This window comes from Dyella sp., assembly GCF_035685805.1.
GTDB lineage: Bacteria > Pseudomonadota > Gammaproteobacteria > Xanthomonadales > Rhodanobacteraceae > Dyella_A.
The window spans coordinates 58,477-80,225 of the sequence record NZ_DASSAB010000014.1 but is presented as its reverse complement, the minus strand read 5'-3'; the positions used below and the strand labels follow the sequence as shown (position 1 = coordinate 80,225).

Genomic DNA, 21,749 nt, shown 5'->3' with positions numbered 1-21,749 from the left:
GCAAAGCGTTTTAGCTTACGGCGCGCGGAGCAGCCGGACAATTGAACGCCCCGCCCTCGCTCAGGCGTGGGCGTAGCGGGCCGCGCCGCCGATCCAGCGCTCGATCAGCCGCTCGGCGTCGTCGGGACAGTCGCGCAGCATCTGCTCGCCGACCTGCTGGACCGCATCGAGCAGGTGCGCATCGCGCGCCAGATCGGCGATGCGAAACGTGAGCTGGCCGGTCTGGCGCGTGCCGAGCACTTCGCCCGGACCGCGCAGCTCGAGATCCTTCTCGGCGATCCGGAAGCCGTCACTGGTCTCGCGCATCACCTGCAGGCGCTCGCGCGCCAGCTGGCCGATCGGCGGCTGGTAGAGCAGCACGCAATGGGATGCGATCGACCCGCGGCCAACCCGCCCGCGCAGCTGGTGCAGCTGAGCCAGGCCCAGTCGCTCGCTGTTCTCGATCACCATCAGGCTCGCGTTGGGCACGTCCACGCCCACTTCGATCACCGTGGTCGCGACCAGCACCGCCAGCTCGCCCGCCTTGAAGGCATCCATCACCGCCTGCTTGTCGCGCGGCTTCATGCGCCCGTGGATCAACCCGACGCCATGGCCCGGCAGCGCCAGCGACAGCTCGGCGTGGGCGACCTCGGCCGCCTGCGCCCGCAGCTGCTCCGACTCCTCGATCAGGGTGCACACCCAGTAGACCTGGCGACCCTCGCCACAGGCGCTGGCGATGCGCTCGATCACCTCCGCGCGGCGCGCGTTGGAGACAGCCATGGTGTGAACCGGCGTGCGCCCGGGCGGCAGTTCGTCGATCGAAGACACGTCCAGGTCGGCGTACGCGCTCATCGCCAGCGTGCGGGGAATCGGCGTGGCCGTGAGCACCAGCTGGTGCGGCACCTGATCGCCCTCCCTGCCCTTGTCGCGCAGGGCCAGGCGCTGATGCACGCCGAAGCGGTGCTGCTCATCGACAATCACCAGCCCGAGCCGACCGAAGCTCACGCCCTCCTGCATCAGCGCATGCGTGCCCACCACCACCGCCGCGCCAGCGGCCACGCGCTGCAAGGCCTGCTGGCGCGCCTTGCCTTGGACCTTGCCGGCCAGCCACTCCACCGCGATGCCCAGCGGCGTAAGCCATTGACGAAAATTGCGCAGGTGCTGCTCGGCCAGCAGTTCGGTGGGCGCCATCAGCGCCACCTGGTAGCCGGACTCCACCGACGCCAGCGCCGCCAGCGCCGCCACCACGGTCTTGCCCGAACCCACGTCACCCTGCACCAGTCGAAGCATCGGCTTGGCCTGGGCAATATCCGCAGCCACTTCGTCGGCGACGCGTCGCTGTGCGCCGGTCAGCCGGAACGGCAGACTCGCGAGCAGCTGCGCGGGCAGCTGTCCCGGCCCGGCGAGACGGGGCGCGCGACGCATGCGCACCGCCGCGCGCATCCGGCGCAGGCTCAGGTGCTGGGTAAGCAGCTCCTCGAACGCGAGGCGCTGCTGCGCCGGATGGCGTCCCTGCGTCAGTTGCGCGAGGTTGGCGTCCGCCGGCGGCCGATGGACGTAGAGCAGGGCATCGCGCAGCGAGGTCAGTCCATGCGCCGCACATAGCGCCGGCGGAATCAGCTCCAGTTCCGCGTCGTCCGGCAACAGCGCCAGCGCCTTGGTCACCACGCTTGCCAGGCGTTTGGCACCCAGTCCCTCGGTGGTTGGGTAGATCGGGCTGAGCAGGGCATCCAGGACGGCGGGCGCACTGCCGGCGAGCCGCTCGTACTGCGGGTGGACCATCTCCAGCCCCTGCGCCCCCAGTCGGACCTCGCCATAGCAGAGCAGCCGCGTACCCGGCTTGAGCAGATCCGCCTGCGCTCGATGAAAATGAAAAAAGCGCAGCATCAGGCTGGCGCCCGATGCGTCGCTCACGGTCACCTTCAGCTGGGGCCGATAGCGAAAGCCGCGCTCGACCGCGTCAACCACCGCCTCGACCTGCGCGCGATCGCCCGGACGCAGATCGTCCAGCGGCATCAGGCAGGTACGGTCCTCGTAACGCAGCGGCAGGTGGAACCACAGGTCCTGCAGGCGCTCCAGCCCGAGCCGTGCCAGCGTCTGCGCCAGCGCGGGGCCGACACCGGGCAAGGAGGAAACCGGGCGCAACGACACGGCCGAAGGAGCGATCGCGGGCTGGGGGCGTGATGGCATCGGACAAGCGTAGCGGAGCATGCCGCGCGGCTGCAGCGGTGTCCGCACCCGCCGGTGTCAGCCGCGGCCGCGCCGGCGCTTCAGTCGAGCACCATCACCGCATCCACCTCGACCTGGGCACCCTTGGGCAAGGCCGACACCTCGATGGTGGAGCGCGCCGGATAAGGCGCCTGGAAGTACTCGGCCATGACGGCATTGACCTGCGCAAAGTGCGCCAGATCGGTGACGTAGATGCCCACGCGGACAACCTGCTCCAGCGTGCCACCGGCAGCCTTCGCCACAGCGGCGAGATTGTCGAACACGCGACGCGTCTGGGTCGCGATGTCGCCTTCGACCAGCGCGCCGGTGGCCGGATCAAGCGGAATCTGACCGGAGAAGTACACGGTGGCGCCCGCGCGGACTGCCTGCGAATACGGCCCGATGGCGGCCGGGGCGTCGGCGGTGGTGATGATGATGGTGCGAGTCATGGGAGCTTCCGGAGGCGGTGAAAAACGCGGGTCGGCATCGTGCAACGCCACTGCCGCCAAAGACAAGCCGCGCGCGGCACCCGTGGCTTGCGCAGCCCTAGAGCGGGTAGCGGTGCGCGCCGCTGACAACGCCAGTGCGGCGCACCCGACGGATTACCTCGGCGAGGTGGCGCCGGCTCTTCACTTCCATCGTGAACAACAGCGTGGCCGCCGCCGCGTCGCGCTCGACGTATTCGACATTCTCGATGTTGGAGTCGGCGTCAGCGATGGCTGCCGCCACCGTGGCCAGCACGCCGGGCCGATTGATGACCTCGATGCGCAGCTCGGCGCGGTAGTCGCCCTGCACGTCGCGATCCCACTCGATCGACACCTTCCGCTCCGGCGATTTGCGCAGCTCCGCAACGTTCGGACACTCCTCGCGATGCACCACGATGCCCTTGCCGGAGGACAGGTAGCCAACGATGTCGTCGCCCGGCAAGGGATGGCAGCAGTTGGCGAAACTGAGCACGCCGCGTTCGGCACCGGTGATGCGGATCTTCTCGCTGCTCGTCCCGGCCGGGGCGGGCGAGCGGGCACCCATGCCGCGGCTGGCGACCAGCTGCGCCGCCACGACGTCGGGCATGCGGTTGCCCAAGGCAATGTCGGCGAGCAGCTCTTCCAGGCGTGGCAGCTTGGCCTCGGCCAGAAAGCGGTCGAGCACCGGCGGCGCCATGCCGTCCAGGCTACTGCCCAGGGCATCGAGCGCGCGATCGAGCATGCGATGGCCGAAGTCGACTGCATCCTCGTGCTGCAGATGCTTGAGGAACTGCCGGATCGCCGTGCGCGCCTTCCCGGTGACCACCGACTCCAGCCAGGCCGGATTGGGTACCGCCGAGGGCGCGGTGATGATCTCCACCAGCTGCCCCGACTCCAGCCGCGTGCGCAACGGGACCAGCTTCTTGTCCACCCGCGCGGCCACCGCGTGGTGACCCACGTCGGTATGCACGGCGTAGGCGAAATCCAGCGCCGTCGCGTTGCGTGGCATCGAGAGGATGTCGCCGCGCGGGGTGAACAGATAGACCTCGTCGGGGAACAGGTCGATCTTGACGTTCTCGATGAACTCGCTCGACGAGGCCGTGTTGGCCTGGCTGTCGGCCAGTGAGGACAACCACTCGCGTGCCCGCGCCTGCGCACTGTTGGCGGGGCCCGAGTCGGTCTTGTAGGCCCAGTGCGCCGCCACGCCGCGCTCGGCGACGGAGTCCATCTCGGCGGTGCGGATCTGCACCTCGATGGGCGCGCCGAACGGCCCCAGCAGCACGGTATGCAGCGACTGGTAGCCGTTGGCCTTGGGAATGGCGATGAAATCCTTGAAGCGGCGATCGACCGGCTTGTACAGCGTATGCACCGCGCCGAGTGCCATGTAGCAGTGCATTGCGCTGTCCACCACCACCCGGAACCCGTACACGTCCATCAGCTGGGCGAAGGTCTTGTGGTCACCGAGCATCTTCGAGTAGATGCTCCACGGCGACTTGATCCTTCCCACCACGCGCGCTTCGATGTGGTCGGCGGCCAGCCGCTGCGACAGCGCGGTCTCGATCTTGCCCATCGCCTCGCGCCGGTTGCCCAGCGCGGCGCGGATGCGCTCGCTGATGACCCGGTAGCGATCGGGATAGAGGCCGCGAAAGCCCAGATCCTGCAGCTCGGCCTTGAACTTGTTCATGCCCAGGCGCTGCGCGATCGGGGCGTAGATCTCCAGCGTCTCGCGCGAGATCCGGCGACGCGAGGGCGCGTCTTTTGCCCCCAGCGTGCGCATGTTGTGCAGGCGATCGGCCAGCTTAATCAGGATCACGCGGATGTCGCGCGCCATCGCCAGCAGCATCTTGCGGAAGCTTTCCGCATCCGCCTCCTGGCGGTTGCTGAATCGCATCTTGTCCAGCTTGGTGACTCCATCCACCAGCTCGGCCACCGTATCGCCGAACTCCGCCGCCAGCTCCACCCGGCTGAGCTGGGTGTCTTCGAGCGTGTCGTGGAGGATCGCCGCAATGATGGTCTCGGCGTCCAGGCCCAGTTCGGCAAGGATGCCGGCCACGGCGATGGGGTGGGTGATGTATGGCTCGCCACTCTTGCGGGCCTGGCCTGCGTGGGCAAGCGCGCCGACCCGGAAAGCGCGGATCACGCGTTCGATCTGCTCGTCGGCAAGGTAGGCGAGGCAGCCCTTCAGGGCCAGCACATAATCAGGCAGCGCCGCGGCGTCCGTGGGATCGGCCGGAGCGATGGGCGCGGGAATGCGCTGCCCGCTCAGACAGGCGCTCCGCGCGTGCAGGTGACGCAGACGGCGGCAGGCGCAACCATCGGGCGGCGGGCGCTGATCGCCGTGCCGCCCGTGACGGACCGGATGCCCGCCCCGATCATGCTCAGTCGTCCCCGCCCTTGGAGAGATCGTCGTCGACCTCGGCCGCGGCCCATTCCAGCGCTTCGCGCTCGGCCCGCTCGCGCTCGGCCTTGTCGATCTCGTCGATGGTGGCCTGGTCGATGCGGCGATCGGCGATCTCCCGCAACGCCAGCACGGTCGGCTTGTCGTGATCGGGGTTGACCGCCGGATCGGCGCCCTTGGCCAGCTGGCGCGCGCGCTTGGTCGCCATCAGCACCAGTTCGAAACGGTTGTCGACCACCTCAAGGCAGTCTTCCACGGTAATGCGTGCCATGCGAAATCCTCAGGCGGTAAAGCAACTTGGAAAGGTCGATCAGTGTAGCCAGCGGCCGCTTTGCTGGCAATCCGCCAGCGCGTATCATGCCCGGTTGGTTTGGTGGCGGGACGGAAGGTCCGCGAAACCCGTGCATAATATAAAACCAGACAGTACACTTTCCTGCCCCTCCCCTGCCGGCTCTGCAACGGACTCGAGACCGATGTTCCACCCACGAACGAAATACTGGATGCGCCTGGCGGTGATGGCCGGTGCACTGGCCGTACTGGCGGGCTGCGCCGTGGCCAAGCCGCGCAACGACGATCCGCTGGAGAAGTACAACCGCAAGGTCTACGCCTTCAACGACGCGCTCGACAAGGCGGTGATCCGCCCGGTCGCGGTGGGCTATCGCAAGGTGACCAACCCCCCCGTGCGGCGCTCGGTCGGCGACTTCTTCACCAACCTGCGGATGCCCGTGACGGTGGCGAACGACCTGCTCCAGGCGCGGCCGAAGCAGGCGTTGCAGAGCACGGGGCGATTCCTGGTCAATCTCACCCTCGGCATCGGCGGCATCTTCGATCCCGCCAGCTCGCTCGGCTTGCCGCTGGAGAGCAACGATTTCGGCGTCACGCTGGCGCGCTGGGGCGTGCCGGAGGGCGACTACCTGATGCTGCCGTTCCTCGGCCCCAGCACCACCCGCGATGTGTGGCAGGTGCCAGTGGACGGCTATTTCTTCGACCCGCTGTCGATCTATATCCGCAAGCACGGCTACCACTACGGGCAGCAGTACCTGCCCCAGCTGATCTACCTGGTGAACCTGCGCTCGCGCGCGTTCGATGCGGAGGGTTTCCTGCAGTCGGCATACGATCCCTATGTATTCGTGCGCGATGCCTACCGCCAGCGCCGGATCTACAAGATCTACGACGGCAATCCGCCGGCAAGCCTGATCGAGCAGATGCAGGGACTGGACCAGGACAACTTCGATCCCGACCAGTTGCTCGACGAGCAGCACCAGTGGGAAACCAAGCATCCGGAGCAGAGCAACCAGCCTTCGTCGGGCAAGCCGTGATCGTCACCGACGTGGCGCTGTCGGCCGCCCCTTCGCGTTAGGCGCGTCGCAGCAATGGAAAAGGCCCCTTGCGGGGCCTTTTTTTTGCTTCCGTTGTCGCGGTTCCCGCTAGCCAGCGGTCAGCAGCGACTCCACTTCGCAAACCCGCGCGAGCGCCTGCATGCCGGCGGGCATGTGGCGCACGCGCAGTGGGCGCCCCTGCAATCGCGAGTCCGCGAGCACCGCGAGCACGCAGGACAAACCCGCACTGTCGCTGCGCTCGACGCCGCCCAGATCCAGCTCGCTTACCGGCGCACCACGCAGTCGTTCGCGCAACGCGAGCAGTGCGGCATGGGCGTTGTCGAAGGTGAGCTTGCCGCGCACGGCGAGCGCACCGGCGCCGTCGGGTTCGAGCTGGAAGTCGACGTCGCTCACGGCGCCTTGCCGTCCTTCTCCATCGTCTTCAGCGCGTCTTCGCCGCGCGTTTCCAGGTTGGTGATCAGCTGCGCGATGCCGACCTTGCGGATCTCCGCGTCGACCTGGTTGCGGTAGTTGGTGACGTAAGAAATGCCCTCGATGATCACGTCGTATGCCTTCCAGTCACCGTCGCGGCTGCGGCGGAACGCGTAGTCCACCGATACCTTCTTGCCGTCCTCGAGCACCACCTGGGTGCGCACCACGGTGCGCTTGTCGTTGAGGTCGCCGTTGAACGGCAGTACCACCACCGCGCCCTTGGTGTAATTGAGCAGCCCTTCGGCATAGCGATTGGTGATGGAGTTGTAGAACGCCTTGGCGAAGCGCTCGCGCTGTTCCGGCGAGGCTTCCCTCGCATGCTGGCCGAGCACCAGGATCGAGGCGTAATCGATATCGAAATGCGGCAGGAAGACGTCATCGATCGTCGCGATGAGCTTTTCCTTGTTGGTCTTCAGCTCGTCGCGATGGCCGGCGATGGTGGTGTCGAGGTCGTGCGCGATGGTCTTCACCACCTGTTCCGGCGTCTGCTGCGCGGACGATGCCGCAGCGGCATCCTGAGCGAAGGCCGGCGAAGCCAGAGCGGCACCGAAAGTCAGGGCGAGGGCAAGAGCCAGGGGACGCAGCATGGGGAACTCCTTGAAAAGGGGTAACAGGTCGCGGGACTACTTGGCGCCGTCAGCCGGTTTGCTGCCGGCCTTGTCGCCGGGCGAACCGTTGACCAGGAACTTGCCGATCAGGTCCTCCAGCTGCATCGCGGACTGGGTGAGGATCATCTCGTCACCGTCCTTGAGCATGTCGGGGGAACCGCCGGGTTGCACTGCAACATACTGGCTGCCGATCAAACCGCTGGTGAATACCGCGGCGGCGGAGTCGTCCGGGATCTGGTCGTACTTCTTGTCGATCGCCAGAGTCACCAGCGCGTCCAGCTTGATCGGATCGGCCTGCACCGACTGCACGCTGCCGATCGCCACGCCCGCCATTTTCACGGGAGCGCCGGGCGACAGCGCACCGACGTTGCTGAAGCGGGCCTTCACCGAGTAGGTGCCGCCGAGGTTGTCGGCGGAGGCGCCGGCACCGAAGAACTTGCCCAGCATCGCCTCCAGCGGCTCGGTCGACTTGCTCAACGCCAGCGTGCCGCCGTCGCCCACGAACGTCTTCGCGCTGCCGAACTGCAGGCCGACGTACTGATCGCCGAGCAGGCCACTGGTGAACACGGTCGCCACCGAGTCCAGCGGGATGCGGTCGTACTTCCTGTCGATGGAGAGAGTGACATCGGCCACCTCCCGGCCCGGCTCCAGTGCGATCGCCTCGACCTGACCCACACGCACGCCGGCGATCTTCACCGGCGCGCGCTCCTTGAGCTGGCCGACGTTGGCAAACTGCGTCTTCACCGTGTAGCTGGCGCCCTGGTGCACATTGGCAACCGAGGTGGTCTGGGTAGCCAGGTAGGCCAGCGCGGCGAAGCCGAGCACGATGAACAGGCCGGTGCCGACGGCATAGGATTTTCGCTGGGTCACGGCACGATCCTCGAATGGAAAAAAGCGGAAAGAGTCACGAAGGAAGTCACATCAGGAACGCGGTCAACACGAAGTCCAGCGCCAGGATGGCGATGGACGAGGCCACCACCGTGCGGGTGGTGGCATAAGCCACGCCTTCGCTGGTCGGCGCCGTGGTGTAGCCCTGGTAGACGGCGATCAGCGAGACCACCGCGCCGAACACCAGGCTCTTGTAGATCACGCCGTTGACCACGTCCTTCCAGACGTCGACGGTGGATGTCATGTTCGACCAGAACGTGCCGTTGTCGATGCCCAGCCAGGTCACCCCGACCAGGTGCCCGCCAAACACGCCCAGCGCGCAGAACACGCAGCACAGCAGCGGCATCGCGATCACTCCCGCAATGAAACGCGGGGCGGCGACGTAGGCGATCGGGTCCACCGCCATCATCTCCATCGCGGCGATCTGGTCGGTCGCGCGCATCAGGCCGATCTCGGCCGTGATCGAGGTGCCGGCGCGGCCGGCGAACAGCAGCGCGGTGACCACCGGCCCCAGCTCGCGATAAATCGCGATCGCCACCACCGTGCCGCTGGCCGCGGTGCCGCCGAAGATCGACAGCACGTAATAGAGCTGCAGGCCCAGCACCATGCCCACGAACAGGCCGCAGGTCATGATGATGGTGAGGCTCATCGCGCCGGTGAACCACAGCTGGCGCACCGTCTCGCGACCGTGGCGGAAGCTGCGCGGCACCGCCGCGAGGATGGTCAGCAGGAACAGGCCGCAGGCACCGATCTGCGCCAGCGCCTCGGTTACCGCGTTGCGTTGGGGTTGCGCGCTCATGCCTGGCTCCGCGGGAAACCCAGCGACTGGGCATAGTCTCCGGCCGGATACTGGAACGGCACCGGTCCGTCCGCCTCACCACCGAAGAACTGCCGCGTCCAGGGCGAACCGTCTTCGGCGATCGTTTTCGGATCACCCTGCGCCACCACATTGCCGTTGGCGATCAGATAGATGCGGTCGGCCACCTGCTTGATCGCCTCCAGCTCGTGGGCCACCAGCACGCTGGTGATGCCGAGCGTCTCATTGAGCGTGCGGATCAGCTTGAGCACCTGGTTCAGTGCGATCGGGTCCAGGCCCACGAAGGGTTCGTCGTAGAGAATCAGCATCGGGTCGAACACGATCGCGCGCGCCAGCGCCACGCGCCTCGCCATGCCGCCGGACAGCTCGCTGGGCATCAGCGCCGCGGCCCCGCGCAGACCCACCGACTGCAGCTTGAGCAGCACCAGATTGCGGATCAGCTCTTCCGGCAGGTCGGTGTGCTGGCGCAGCGGAAACGCCACGTTTTCGAATACGTCGAAGTCGGTCAGCAGCGCAGAGTTCTGGAACAGGTAGCCGATCTGCTCGCGCAGCTTGAACAGCTTTTCGCGCGAAAGCGCGGCAACATTCTGGCCGTCCACCCAGACCTCGCCGGCGTCGCCGTGCATCTGGCCTGTGATGTGCTTGAGCAGGGTAGTCTTGCCGGTGCCGCTGGGGCCCATGATGGCGGTGATCTTGCCGCGCGGGATGTCCATGTCCAGCGCGTCGAAGATGGTCTTGCCGTTGAGCACCGTGGTCAGGCCACGGACGCGCACCATCGGTTCGTCATCGGGCGGCGTGCGGGCGGGTTCGGTCATGGGGGCGGGGTCGAGCCAAAGAGTCACAAGGTAGCCGAACGCCGCAAGCGGCGCCATGGCGTGACAGGCTGTCGCAGACGCCTCGCAGCAGCGTCCCGGCGGCCCCGGTCAGGGGGCGAGCAGGTCCGCGATCAGCGTTTCGTGGCGCGCCCACTGCAGCGCGCTGCGCAGGCGCACCGCGCGCACGATCGCGCGCAGGTCCGCCAGCGCGTCCTCGAACCGGTCGTTGACCACGATGTAGTCGAACTCGTGCGCGTGGGCGATTTCCTCGCGCGAGTTGAGCAGGCGGCGCTCGATCACTTCCGGCGCGTCCGAACCGCGCCCGCGCAGGCGCCGCTCCAGCTCCGGCCGCGACGGCGGCAGGATGAACACGCTGACGCAGTCGGGCTTGCTCGCGCGGATCTGCCGTGCGCCCTGCCAGTCGATCTCCAGCAGCACGTCGCGCGACTGGGCCAGCAGGCCGTCGACGGTGGTGCGCGAGGTGCCATAGAGATTGCCGTGCACTTCGGCGTGCTCGAGGAAGATGCCCTCGGCGACCTCCCGCTCGAACGCCGCACGCTCCACGAAGTAGTAGTGCCGGCCGTACTGCTCGCCCACCCGCGGCGGCCGCGTGGTGTGCGACACCGACAGCGAGATCGACGGCTCGACCTCCAGCAACGCGTTGACCAGCGTGGACTTGCCCGCACCGGACGGCGCCGCCACCACGAACAGGGTACCTGCAGCTCGCGCGGTCATTGGATGTTGCACCTAAGCACGCACGTGCGGCTCGCCAGCCGCACCCGATAAGGGTTTGTACACTTTGCACCTCGTCAAACGTCCCGCCTCGGATACAACAAATCGGCGCATGGCCCTGGCCTCGAGGAACGACTCACAAGTATAGGTCACGAAGCCGCTCGACCGGATGGGAAGGCTGGCGGCTGGTTACGCTGTCGCTTTGGCCGGTGGCGACATCCGCCACCGGGCCTGCACACGACAGCGCGGGTAGCTTCGCATGGGCTACCGCACCAGTGGCCCGGCCGTCCAAAAATGCCGCCATGTCCGATCGAGACTGGCGCTGGCCCCGGTAGGCCTTGATCGCGCTCGCGCAGCTCGCCCCGATCCGCCTGCTCGCGGCACCGGTCTCCACACGTCCCACCGCGCATGCGCCAACCGGACCCGCAGGCGGCCAGCCGTTTCTTCTAGATCTGGCGACGCCGTTGCGTCATGGGTTGCGTCCATGCCTCCACCGAAGCCCACGAAGTCGTTCGAAAGATCCCGTGAGAGCTGGCAGCCATGGCGGGAGGACATCCGCCCGAGCGTGCGAATGCCTGCGCGCGCGCGCGGCGTCTCGCGGATCCTGCTGTCGGCCCTTTCCATGTCTGCCGCGATGGGCCACGCGACCGCAGCAACCTACAGCGACACGGATCCGACGGTCGTCCATCTCGTCGTCGAGGAAGGCACGGACATTCGATTCAGACACGTCGGCTCAGGGCAGGGGCTGCCATCGACTCGCGCGTCCGTGATCGTGCAGGACGCAAAGCGCTATATCTGGCTCAGCACGCAGTACGGAGTGGCCCGTTACGACGGCTACCGGTTCGAGCAGTTCCGGCATTCGGAGAACGCGGCCGGCAGCCTCAGCTGCACTTTTACCTACGCCCTGTTTGTCGATCGAGCCGGACACGTGTGGGTCGGCTGCCATCAGTCGGTGGATCGGTTCGACGCGGCGACGGAGACGTTTCGAAGCTACCCGCTGAGCACCGGAGGACATGGTCAGCCCGCAACGGCGAAGCACATCAGCGAAGATCGGACAGGCGCCCTGTGGATCTCGAGCGGCCTCGGACTGTTCAGGCTTGACCCGGCCACGGGCGCACTGGGTCGCTTCCGTCACAACGATCGCTTGCCCCACAGCTTGAGTAGCGACGACGTCAGATCGAGTTTCCAGACACGCGATGGCCGTCTTTGGGTAGCGACAGCGGCTGGACTGGACGAGCTGGATCAGGACACCGGCACGGTCCTGTTGCACATCCCGATGCATGAGCAGCGCACAGTGTCCTTCTTCGAGGATCACGAAGGGAGCCTGTGGGTACTGCAGGCGTCAGGCAACGGCCTCTCGCGCGTCGACCGAAAAGCAGCAAGGCTTGTTCGCTATCGCTTTGCTCCCGAGCAGTCCGACGATACCGCGTTGACCGGAGTCAGCTCGATGCTGGAGGACGCAGCGGGTAATCTGTGGGTCGGCACCCAGTCCCACGGCCTGTTGAAGGTCGACCGGTCACGCACACATGCCACACGTTACCGCCACCAACCACTGGACCGGGACAGTCTGGCCGAGAATCGCACGACCAGTCTGCTGCAGGATCGCGAGGGAAACATCTGGGTCGGACTCGGAGCGACTGCACCGGATGTCTTCAGCCCCATACCCCCAAGCTTCCAGGCGCTGCCGTTCGACGCGGGCAACCCGGATAATCTCGGCGAGCGCCTGGTCAATGTCGTTTACCAGGATCGCGCAGGTTTCCTGTGGGTTGGCACGACGGGTGCGCTGACCCGCTACGGCCCCGGATTCCGGACACGCATGAGATTGCAGCTACCCGGAAACGGCGTCGCCAGCGATGTGCTCTCGGTGGCGGAGGACGTCGACGGCCGGATCTGGGCTGGCACATCGGGCCAGGGGCTGGTCAAGCTGGACCCGGCGACAGGCAGGATCGAGAAGCACTATCGCCATGTGCCTGGCGAGCCGGGCTCGCCCAGCAACGACAGTGTCATCGCGCTGCTGAGGGATCGGACGGGCGAACTGTGGGCAGCGACCCTGAATGGCCTGAATCGCTACGACAGGCTCAGCGATAGCTTTCAGTCCTTCGTGACCCCGACCATCTGGGGCTCCTCGCCATTCGTAAGCATGGATGAAGCCCCCGACGGAACCTTCTGGCTGAGCGGACTGGCGCTCACGCATTTCGACCCGCGCAGGGGCAGGTTCCTTCCTTTCCCGCAGGGCTTCTCCGTGCGCGGCTATGCCGTCCGGGTCGGCTCTGACGGCACAGTGTGGGCGGGCACCTTGAACGGCTTGATCGGCTTCAACCCGCACACCGGATCCAGCACCCGATACACCACCCGGGACGGATTGGCGAGCGATTCGATTGCATGCATCCGCCAAGACAAGCGGGGCGACCTGTGGATGAGCACCACCCAGGGGCTGGCGAAACTTGAGCCAAGCACTGGAAAGATCCGCAACTACGGGATCACTGACGGACTTCCCGGCACGGATCTCACCGGCTGGTCCGCCTGCACCGAAGGCCAGGACGGCAAGCTGTATTTTGGTGGTTACGCAGGCGGTGTCGTGTTCGACCCGCTGCATCTCAGCGACACCCGCTACACGCCCCCGGTTGTCCTGACCGGACTGGAGCTCGCGGGTGTGCCTGTGCAGCGTGGTCCTGGCGGAGTGCTGCGTCGCGCCGTCGACTACTCGAACGCGATCACCCTGTCATACGACCAGCGTAACGTCGCCATCAAGTTTGCCGCCCTGAGCTTTGCGAGTCCGGACACCAATCGCTACCGGTACCGACTGGAAAACATCGATGCTCACTGGCAGGAGGTCCGTGCAGATCGGCGCATTGCCAACTACACCACGCTACCCCCTGGTCGATACCTGTTCCGGGTGCAGGGGGCGACAAACGGCGGACCTTGGGGCGAGCCTGGAGCGAGCCTTCTGGTTACGGTGCAGGCGCCATGGTGGGCTTCATGGCCGTTCCGAATGGCCTTGATCTTCGCCCTTTGCGGCGTCGGCTACGGGCTGTATCGCCATCGCGTGCGTGAAGTCGGTCGTCGGTTGGAAATCCGGTTTGAAGAACGCGTCAGGGAACGCACCCGCATTGCCAGGGACCTTCATGACTCGCTGCTCCAGGGGTTTCAGGGACTCATCCTGCGACTGCATTCGATTCTCGAGATCCTGCCGGAACATCCGCAAGAAGCATCGCAGGCGCTCGACCTCGCATTGGATCGTGCAGACGATGCGGTGCGTGAGGGCCGGATGGCCATTCAGCACCTGCGCGCATGCGACGTCGACTCGGTGGATCTCATTGCTGCCATCCACGCCTTTCCCGAGACGGAGCACACCAACCGCGACGGCGCGATGCCGAACTTCAAGATGCTGGTTCATGGACGCCCCACTACCCTGGTCCCGCTGGTGCGGGACGAGGTGCAAAAAATCGCCCTGGAGGCTTACCGAAACACGCTTCGCCACGCGCGGGCTGCATTGGTAAAAGTGGAGCTTCGGTATGAGATGGGCTGGTTCATCTTGAAGTTGTGCGACGACGGGGTCGGCTTCGAGCAGACAGAGCACGCCGTTTCACGGCAAGACGGGCACTTCGGCCTCACCGGCATGCATGAGCGTGCAAGCGCCATTTCTGCGCGACTTGCTATCCACAGCGCTCCGGGCGCGGGCACGGAAGTCGAACTGGTGGTTCCGGCGAGTGTGGCCTACCCGAGGTACTTGCCCTGAAAGTGCGCGGGCTCAGATCCGCAACGGTTGGCGTCTCCCCTGACGTCTCCCGTCTTCGCCCGCGTACCCGCACCCGGGAGCGCCGCCACAGGCGTCTCATGATCACCACCATCGGAACCTGCCCGAGCCCCTGCGGCCACCCGGCACCACCCCAGCGGCTGCGCGGCAGGCCGGGCGGGCGACTTGCTGCGAGATGACCTGCAGGTGGCCGAGGCAGCGCGGTGCGCGACTCCTCGCGCCTCGACCACCGCGGCCATGGAGCAGCCGAAGGACAGCCGACGCCAGTCGTGCCGCACACGCGCGGAGATCGCCGCAGGAAAGGCCGCGTGGGTGTCGATGCAACATTTTGCACCTGGCAGGCCCGGCACCGGTTGATCCGGGAGCGAAAAGGACGACCGGGCGCGAAGCTACTCCGACGTTGCCGACGTCTGCCCCGGCATTACTCGATGTTCTGCACCTGTTCGCGCATCTGCTCGATCAGCACCTTCAGCTCCACCGCCGCGTTGGTGCTGCGCGCGTCCACCGACTTCGAACCCAGCGTGTTCGCCTCGCGGTTGAACTCCTGCATCAGGAAGTCCAGCCGCCGGCCCACCGGCTCGGCCAGGCCGAGCACGCGGCGCGCCTCGGCGACATGGGTGGTGAGGCGATCGAGTTCCTCGTCGACGTCGGTGCGGGTGATCTGAAGTACCAGCTCCTGCTCCAGCCGACCCGGGTCGGCCGGCTGCTTGATGTCGGCCAGCCGGGTTTCCAGGCGCGTACGCAGGGCCGCGCGGATCTGCGGCATCCAGCCACGCACGTCGGCCACCACCCGCTCGATCGCGTCGAGTCGCTCACGCAGCATCTGCGCGGTCTTCTCACCCTCGCGCTCGCGCGTGGCGGTAAGCGCGTCGAGCGCCCGGTCGAGCACATCGAACAGCGCCGCCTGCTGGGCGTCGTTGTCGATCTCGGCGCGGTCGAGCACGCCGGGGAAGCGCAGCAATTCGGTGAACTCCACCTGCATGGTCGGGAAGCGCGGCTGCAGCTCCCGCGCCAGCTCGCTCAGCCGTGCCAGCGTGGCCGTGTTCACCTGCAACGACTCGCCCCGATCCTCGCCGCGCAGGCGCACGGTGAGATCGAGCTTGCCGCGCGACAGGCGTGTCGCCACGCGCTCGCGCAGCAGCGACTCGAAGCCGCGCAGCTCGTCCGGCAGCCGCGGGCTGATCTCCAGATAGCGGTGGTTGACCGTGCGCAGCTCGCAGCTGAGCGTGCCGGTGGGGCCGGCCAGTTCGGCCGAGGCGTAGGCGGTCATGCTGCGAATCATGGAAGCCCTGGCGGACGTGCGGAAAAGAGCGCAATGGTAAACTTTCCCGCCCTGCCCTGCCCAACCAGGCTCCCCGACCCATGCAAAACGTCAGCCGCCCGAGCGGCCGCGCCAGCGACCAGCTGCGCCCGATCTCCATCGAACGCCACTTCACCCGCCATGCCGAAGGTTCGGTGCTGGTGAGTTTCGGCGACACCCGCGTGCTGTGCACCGCCAGCGTCGAGGATCGCGTGCCGCCGTGGCTGCGCGGCAAGGGCGAGGGCTGGGTCACCGCCGAATACGGCATGCTGCCGCGCGCCACCCACACGCGCATGCAGCGCGAGGCGGCCAAGGGCGGCCAAGGCGGGCGCACGATGGAGATCCAGCGGTTGATCGGCCGCAGCCTGCGCGCCTGCGTCAACCGCCAGGCGCTGGGCGAGCGGGTGGTCACGCTGGACTGCGACGTAATCCAGGCCGACGGGGGCACCCGCACCGCGGCGATCACCGGCGCGTATGTCGCACTGGTCGATGCGGTCACCCGGCTGATGGCACGAGAGAACCTCAAGCGCAATCCGATCATCGGCGCCATCGCCGCGGTCTCGGTGGGCATCTACCAAGGCATGCCGGTGCTCGACCTGGACTACGCCGAGGATTCCAGCTGCGACACCGACATGAACGTCGTGATGAACGACGGCGGCGGCATGATCGAGGTGCAAGGCACGGCCGAGGGCCACGCCTTCCGCCGCGACGAGATGGACGCGATGCTGGCGCTGGCCGAGAAGGGGGTGACCGAACTGGTTGCCGCCCAGCGCGCCGCCCTGGCCGCGGGCTGAGCCGATGGCCCGCATCGTTCTGGCCAGTGGCAATCGCGGCAAGCTGGCCGAGTTCAACCACCTGCTCGCCGACAGCGGGCTGGACGTGGTGGCCCAGGGCGAGCTCGGAGTGGAGGATGTCGAGGAAACCGGCCTGACCTTCGTCGAGAACGCCCTGCTCAAGGCGCGCCACGCCGCTCGGGTCACCGGACTGGCCGCGCTGGCGGATGATTCGGGCCTGTGCGTGGATGCGCTGGGCGGCGCGCCGGGCCTGTACTCGGCGCGCTACGCGGGCACCCACGGCGACAACGCGGCGAACAACGCCAAGCTGCTGCGCGAGCTGGACGGCCGCCCCGACGCCGAACGCCGCGCCTTCTTCATCTGCGTGCTGGTGCTGCTGCGCCACGCCGACGACCCCGCGCCGCTGATCGCCGAGGGCCGCTGGCACGGGCGCGTGCTGGATGCTCCGCGCGGCGACGGCGGCTTCGGCTACGACCCGCTGTTCCTGCCCGACGGCCACACGCTCGGCGCCGCCGAGCTGGACAAGGCGTTGAAGAACCGCATCAGCCACCGCGGCCAGGCGCTGGCACAGCTGCATGCGCGCCTGATCGACCTGAAAGCCTGAGATGGCGCTGCTCGCGCCGCCGCTGTCGCTCTACGTGCACATGCCGTGGTGCGTGAAGAAGTGCCCGTACTGCGACTTCAACTCGCACGGCCTGCGCGATGCGCCACCGCCGTATGCCGATTACGTCGACGCCCTGCTGGCCGACCTCGACGCCGATTGCGCCGACTTCGGCGCAGCACTGGCCGGCCGGCCGATCGTCAGCGTGTTCTTCGGCGGGGGCACGCCCAGCCTGTTCGCGCCGGAGCTGGTCGAGCGCTTCCTCGACGGCGCCCGCGCGCGGCTGCCGTTCGCCGACGGCGCCGAGATCACGCTGGAGACCAACCCCGGCACCGTCGAACACGGTCGCTTCGACGGCTATCTGGCCGCAGGGGTGAACCGCCTGTCGTTTGGCATCCAGAGCTTCGACGACGACAAGCTGCGCCGGCTCGGGCGCATCCACTCGGCCGCGGAGGCCGAGGCGGCGGTCAAATCGGCGCAGGATGCCGGCTACGCCAACATCAATCTCGACCTGATGTACGCCCTGCCGCAGCAGACGCTCGACGGCGCCCTGGCCGACGTGGCGCGGGCGCTGGCACTGGCGCCGGCGCACATCTCCCACTACCAACTCACGCTGGAACCGAACACCGCGTTCGCCGCCAATCCGCCGCCGCTGCCGGACGACGACCACGCCTGGGCGATGCAGGAGGCATGCGAATCGGCGCTTGCCGCCGCCGGTTACGGGCAATACGAGATTTCCGCCTACGCGCGGCCCGGCCGTCGCTGCGCCCACAACCTCAACTACTGGCAGTTCGGCGACTACCTGGGCATCGGTGCGGGAGCCCACGGCAAGCTCAGCGACAGCGCCACCGGGATCGTGCACCGGCGTTGGAAAACGCGCCTGCCGCAGGCGTTCCTGACCGCCGGCAGCGGCACCGCGCGCTTGGGGGGAAGCGGCCCGGTGCCCGCCGCGGAGCTGCCGTTCGAGTACATGCTCAACGCACTGCGCCTGATCGACGGCGTACCGGCCGGTGCGTTCGCCGAGCGTACCGGCGCTCCGCCGGAGCAAATCGCGACGCCGCTCGCCGAGGCCCGCCGGCGCGGCTGGCTGGTGGATGATCCTGACCGACTCCAGACCACGGCGCTGGGCCAGCGCTTCCTCAACGACGTGATCGCCGCGTTCCTCGACTGACCGGCTACGTGCGGCTGGCGGGACATCCGCACTGTGCGCGCCATCACGTCCGCACCACGCAAAGCTTGTTCAAGTTTCAGGCGTTGCGACCGTTACAGACGGCGGGGTGCTCTGCCTGAGCCACTGTCGTGCCGACGGCACGGTCGAACACCCCGTTTACTGCCTGGCGCGCGTCATGTCCGCATTCACCGCATCACCCCGGATCACTCCATCGATGAACGGCCCCGTCCCCGTCCCGCGTCGCCGCAACGATCCGCGCACCGCAGGCCCCCAGGGCACGCGGCTGTTCACCGCCGAGGAGCTGGCGCAGTACGCCGACGCCGTGGCACCCGCGCCGCCGGGCCCGGCCAGCACGGCCCAGCCGGTGTTGCTCGGCCGCAGCGAGGGCCTGGGGACGGTGCGCTTCGCGCTTCGCTCGGGACGGCAGACGCTGGGCCGGCGCAGCGACAACGACATCGTGGTGAACGAGCCGAGCGTGTCGGCGTCGCATGCCTGGGTGATCAACCAGCAGGGTCACTACGTGATCATGAATACGCTGTCGACCAACGGCACGTTCGTCAACGGAAAACGCGTGCACGAGGCGGTGCTCAAGCACGGCGATTGCGTGCGGCTCGGTCAGGCCGAGTTCGTCTTTCTCACCCGCGAACGCGGCGAGCGTCGCCGGCGCTCGGCGGGCTGGATCACGGCCGCCGCCGCATTCGCGCTTGGCGCACTCGCCGTGCTGGCGTGGTGGCTGCGCTGAGCGATCGCCCGTGCGCGATCCCGACCTTCCCCGCACGCTGGGCCGATACCGCATCGAAGGCGTGCTCGGTGCCGGCGCCATGGCCGTGGTGTATGCCGGCTACGACCCGCAGATCCAGCGCGAGGTGGCAATCAAGTGCCTGCACGCGCACGTCGCCGCCGACCCGGCGTACCGCCGACGCTTCCAGGTGGAGGCACGCGCTGCCGGGCATCTGAGTCACCCCAATATCGTCACCGTGTTCGACGTGGGCGAAACCGACGACGGCCGCTCCTACCTCGCCATGGAGCGGCTGCCCGGCGACACCCTCGCCAGCCGCGCCGCTCGCGACGGGCTGCCGCCCCTGAGCGCAGTGATCGAGCTGGCCTCGCAGATGGCCGCCGCGCTCGATTACGCCCACGCCAACGGGGTAGTGCATCACGACATCAAGCCCGAAAACATCATGCTGGCCGACGGCTGGCGGCACGCCAAGATCGCCGACTTCGGCATCGCCGAACGCCGCGGCGTGCCGCGCCAGGCCGGCGCCGGCGAGATCGGCGGCACGCCCGCGTACATGGCGCCCGAGCAGCTGCGCGGCGACGAGACTGATGCACGCAGCGACCTGTTCTCGCTGGGCGTGGTGTTGTACTGGCTGCTGTCGGGCAAGCTGCCCTGGAGCGAAACGGTCGATGTTCCGCGGTTGCTCGACGAGCGCCAGCAGCTGCCGCTGCCGCCACTCGAGCCACTGGACGCGGCGGCGCCGTCGATCCTGGTCGATATCGTGCACACCCTGCTCTCGCCGCTCGCCCGCGACCGCTACCAGCGCGGCAGCGAGTTGGCGGACGATTTGGCCGTGGCGCGGCGGGAATACGAACGCCTGCACGAACAACCGCTGGCCAGCCGGATCGTGTCGCTGCGCCTGCGCTGGGCGGCCGTGCTGGCCGGCATGCTCAGCGTGATCCTGCTGCTGGGCATGATCGCGATCTACATCATGCAGGGGCGAGCGATCACCGGCCTGGCGCTGGATTTCGGCAGCTCGCTGGGCCACATGGTGGCCAGCGAATCGGCCGAGGACCTGCTGCTGGGCGATCGGGCCGCCACCCGCGCGCTGGTACAGGACATTGCCCGCAACCAGCAGATCCGTTACCTCGCCATCGCCGACCGCGACGGCCACATCGTCGCCAGCACGCGCCAGGCCGACATCGGCCAGGCGATGCCCGACATTGCACTGAGCGAACGACTGGGGCACAGCGGCGAGATCGACAGCTACCGCGGCCATCCGGACGCCGAAAACAGCGACGGGCTGCTGCTGTTCAACGCGCCTATCCACTACCAGACCGCCACCGTCGGCACGCTGCGACTGGGCATCAGCCAGGCGCCCCTGGGGGCGGCACAGAAGACCACGCTCGGAGTGATCGGGGCGGTACTGGTGGTGACGCTGCTGGCCGTGATCGGCGCGGCCTATGTGCTGTTCCGCCGGCTGCTCACGCCACTGGCGCTGGTCGGCGACGCCCTGCTGCGGGTGGCCCGCGGCGACCTGCGTTACCGCATCCGGCTGATGCGGCGCGACGAGTTCGGTCGCCTGTTCGCCGCTTTCAACCTGATGGCCGGGGCGCTGCAGTCGCGACAACGTCGGCCCGCGGCGCCCACGCGTCCGGTCCGCCCCGTCGACGCAACGTTGCCCACGCGCATCGTGGCCGCCGCGGAACGGCGCAAGGGCGACGCCGCACCGCCCGGCGGCTGACGCGACGCGCGGCCGCCGCATCGGCCGACAGATCACTCAATACTGTTTCAGGCGGCGCTTAAGTTCCTGCGCGCGGGCGCGATAGGCGAGCGCCGGTTCGTAGTCCGGCTGGATCGCCAGCACCCGGTCCCACAGCGCGATCGCCGGATCCAGCTGCTGGTCGCGATAAAGCACGATCGCCCGCTGGTGGCACGCGGCCACCAGTTGCTGGCGCAAGTCCGCCGACTGCGGCCCGTTGCCAGCCAGGCCCGGCTCCAGCGCCAGCGCCGCGTCGAGCCGGGCCAGCGCCTCGGCCTGTCGTCCCGCATCGAACAGCGAGAGGCTCTCGCGCTGCAGGCGCAGGGCGCGCTGCGCCCGCGACTCGGCCACCGGCCGTGTCGACGGCGGCGTGCGGTCGTCGGACGCAACCTCATCGGCGACGGGTGCCAGGGGTGGTGCGTCCTCCTTGGCCGCAGGCAGGCGCACCGTCTCGCCCACGCGCAGCAGCGACGGGTCCGCCGCGTCGTTGTAGCGGGCCAGCAGGACGAACAACCGCGCGTCGCCGAGATACTGCTGTGCCAGCGTGCTGTACGAATCGCCGGGCCGGGCCACCCGCTGCCGCGCGGGCGGCCCCAGCCAGGCGTCCGGCGGCCGCGTCAGCTGGCGCAGCATCAGCTGCGCAACGCTGTCGTCGGGATGCTGTACCAGGTAGGCACGCAGGTTGCGTTCCCCCTCGGCGTAGCGCCCGTGCTGCAACTGGCCGTTGATGATCTCCGACAGCGATGGTGCCCGCGCATCGGCTGCGGCCTGGGCGGACGGCTGCGCCGGCGTGACCACCACCTGCGTGTGGCGCCCCCGACCGAGCGAGGCACAGCCACCGAGCACCAGCGCAGCGCAGGCCAGGGCCGTCAGGCAGAGAGGCCGCCGGGTGGATCGGAGGGAGCGCAAAAACAGGAAGGACATGG

General features: G+C 67.9%; 19 protein-coding genes. 7 read left to right on the top strand and 12 right to left on the bottom strand.

Annotated elements, in window-relative coordinates; genetic code table 11:
- Positions 1–60 precede the first annotated feature (60 nt).
- From recG to rpoZ, 4 genes are all read right to left on the bottom strand, one after another.
- Positions 61–2,169, bottom strand: coding sequence for an ATP-dependent DNA helicase RecG (recG, locus tag VFG40_RS03120; RefSeq protein WP_324894787.1), 2,109 nt, complete (start codon positions 2,167–2,169; stop codon positions 61–63).
- 80 nt (positions 2,170–2,249) lie between these two features.
- The gene (locus tag VFG40_RS03115) at positions 2,250–2,636 is read right to left on the bottom strand and encodes a RidA family protein (RefSeq protein ID WP_324894785.1); all 387 of its coding nucleotides are present in this window, start codon (positions 2,634–2,636) and stop codon (positions 2,250–2,252) included.
- 97 nt (positions 2,637–2,733) lie between these two features.
- Positions 2,734–4,917, bottom strand: a complete 2,184-nt coding sequence (locus tag VFG40_RS03110; protein ID WP_414649236.1) for a RelA/SpoT family protein — start codon at positions 4,915–4,917, stop codon at positions 2,734–2,736.
- Positions 4,918–5,029: 112 nt separating this feature from the next.
- Positions 5,030–5,320: a DNA-directed RNA polymerase subunit omega gene (gene rpoZ / locus VFG40_RS03105; protein ID WP_324894783.1), complete on the bottom strand. Its 291-nt coding sequence runs from the start codon at positions 5,318–5,320 to the stop codon at positions 5,030–5,032.
- A 202-nt stretch (positions 5,321–5,522) separates the two neighbouring features.
- On the opposite strand from rpoZ, the gene VFG40_RS03100 reads away from it, so the two are divergent.
- A complete protein-coding gene (locus tag VFG40_RS03100) occupies positions 5,523–6,368 on the top strand; it encodes an MlaA family lipoprotein (protein ID WP_324894781.1) in 846 nt (281 codons plus the stop codon).
- A gap of 108 nt (positions 6,369–6,476) precedes the next feature.
- Here VFG40_RS03100 and VFG40_RS03095 read toward each other — a convergent pair whose 3' ends face one another.
- The 6 genes from VFG40_RS03095 to gmk form a co-directional block, all read right to left on the bottom strand.
- A complete protein-coding gene (locus VFG40_RS03095; protein WP_324894779.1) occupies positions 6,477–6,782 on the bottom strand; it encodes an STAS domain-containing protein in 306 nt (101 codons plus the stop codon).
- Entirely contained in the window at positions 6,779–7,447 is a 669-nt protein-coding gene (locus VFG40_RS03090; RefSeq protein WP_324894777.1) for an MlaC/ttg2D family ABC transporter substrate-binding protein, read from the bottom strand. Before VFG40_RS03090 ends, VFG40_RS03095 begins: the two co-directional genes overlap by 4 nt.
- 36 nt (positions 7,448–7,483) lie before the next feature.
- Positions 7,484–8,338, bottom strand: a complete 855-nt coding sequence (gene mlaD / locus VFG40_RS03085) for an outer membrane lipid asymmetry maintenance protein MlaD (RefSeq protein WP_324894775.1) — start codon at positions 8,336–8,338, stop codon at positions 7,484–7,486.
- A gap of 46 nt (positions 8,339–8,384) precedes the next feature.
- Positions 8,385–9,155: a lipid asymmetry maintenance ABC transporter permease subunit MlaE gene (gene mlaE / locus VFG40_RS03080; RefSeq protein ID WP_324894773.1), complete on the bottom strand. Its 771-nt coding sequence runs from the start codon at positions 9,153–9,155 to the stop codon at positions 8,385–8,387.
- On the bottom strand, positions 9,152–9,988 hold the full coding sequence (locus VFG40_RS03075) for an ABC transporter ATP-binding protein (RefSeq protein ID WP_324894771.1): 837 nt from the start codon (positions 9,986–9,988) through the stop codon (positions 9,152–9,154). Before VFG40_RS03075 ends, mlaE begins: the two co-directional genes overlap by 4 nt.
- 108 nt (positions 9,989–10,096) lie before the next feature.
- The gene (gmk, locus tag VFG40_RS03070; protein ID WP_324894769.1) at positions 10,097–10,723 is read right to left on the bottom strand and encodes a guanylate kinase; all 627 of its coding nucleotides are present in this window, start codon (positions 10,721–10,723) and stop codon (positions 10,097–10,099) included.
- Positions 10,724–11,291: 568 nt separating this feature from the next.
- Here gmk and VFG40_RS03065 point away from each other — a divergent pair.
- Positions 11,292–14,459: a sensor histidine kinase gene (locus VFG40_RS03065; protein WP_324894767.1), complete on the top strand. Its 3,168-nt coding sequence runs from the start codon at positions 11,292–11,294 to the stop codon at positions 14,457–14,459.
- A gap of 439 nt (positions 14,460–14,898) precedes the next feature.
- Here the strand turns inward: VFG40_RS03065 and VFG40_RS03060 are convergent, their stop codons facing one another.
- A complete protein-coding gene (locus VFG40_RS03060) occupies positions 14,899–15,759 on the bottom strand; it encodes a YicC/YloC family endoribonuclease (RefSeq protein WP_324894765.1) in 861 nt (286 codons plus the stop codon).
- Positions 15,760–15,839: 80 nt separating this feature from the next.
- Between VFG40_RS03060 and rph the strand changes: the two genes are divergently transcribed.
- The 5 genes from rph (at position 15,840) to VFG40_RS03035 (ending at position 20,805) form a co-directional block, all read left to right on the top strand.
- Positions 15,840–16,571 carry a ribonuclease PH gene (gene rph, locus VFG40_RS03055; RefSeq protein ID WP_324894763.1) on the top strand — a complete coding sequence of 244 codons (732 nt, stop codon included), beginning with the start codon at positions 15,840–15,842 and terminating at the stop codon, positions 16,569–16,571.
- A gap of 4 nt (positions 16,572–16,575) precedes the next feature.
- On the top strand, positions 16,576–17,175 hold the full coding sequence (rdgB, locus tag VFG40_RS03050) for an RdgB/HAM1 family non-canonical purine NTP pyrophosphatase (RefSeq protein ID WP_324894761.1): 600 nt from the start codon (positions 16,576–16,578) through the stop codon (positions 17,173–17,175).
- 1 nt (position 17,176) lies between these two features.
- Positions 17,177–18,343, top strand: a complete 1,167-nt coding sequence (gene hemW / locus VFG40_RS03045; RefSeq protein ID WP_324894758.1) for a radical SAM family heme chaperone HemW — start codon at positions 17,177–17,179, stop codon at positions 18,341–18,343.
- Between the two features lie 214 nt (positions 18,344–18,557).
- Complete coding sequence (locus tag VFG40_RS03040; RefSeq protein ID WP_324894756.1) at positions 18,558–19,085, top strand: FHA domain-containing protein; 528 nt, start codon at positions 18,558–18,560, stop codon at positions 19,083–19,085.
- A 10-nt stretch (positions 19,086–19,095) separates the two neighbouring features.
- Positions 19,096–20,805, top strand: coding sequence for a protein kinase domain-containing protein (locus tag VFG40_RS03035; RefSeq protein WP_324894754.1), 1,710 nt, complete (start codon positions 19,096–19,098; stop codon positions 20,803–20,805).
- A 36-nt stretch (positions 20,806–20,841) separates the two neighbouring features.
- On the opposite strand, the gene VFG40_RS03030 is transcribed toward VFG40_RS03035, so the two are convergent.
- Complete coding sequence (locus tag VFG40_RS03030) at positions 20,842–21,747, bottom strand: LysM peptidoglycan-binding domain-containing protein (RefSeq protein WP_324894752.1); 906 nt, start codon at positions 21,745–21,747, stop codon at positions 20,842–20,844.
- Positions 21,748–21,749 lie beyond the last annotated feature (2 nt).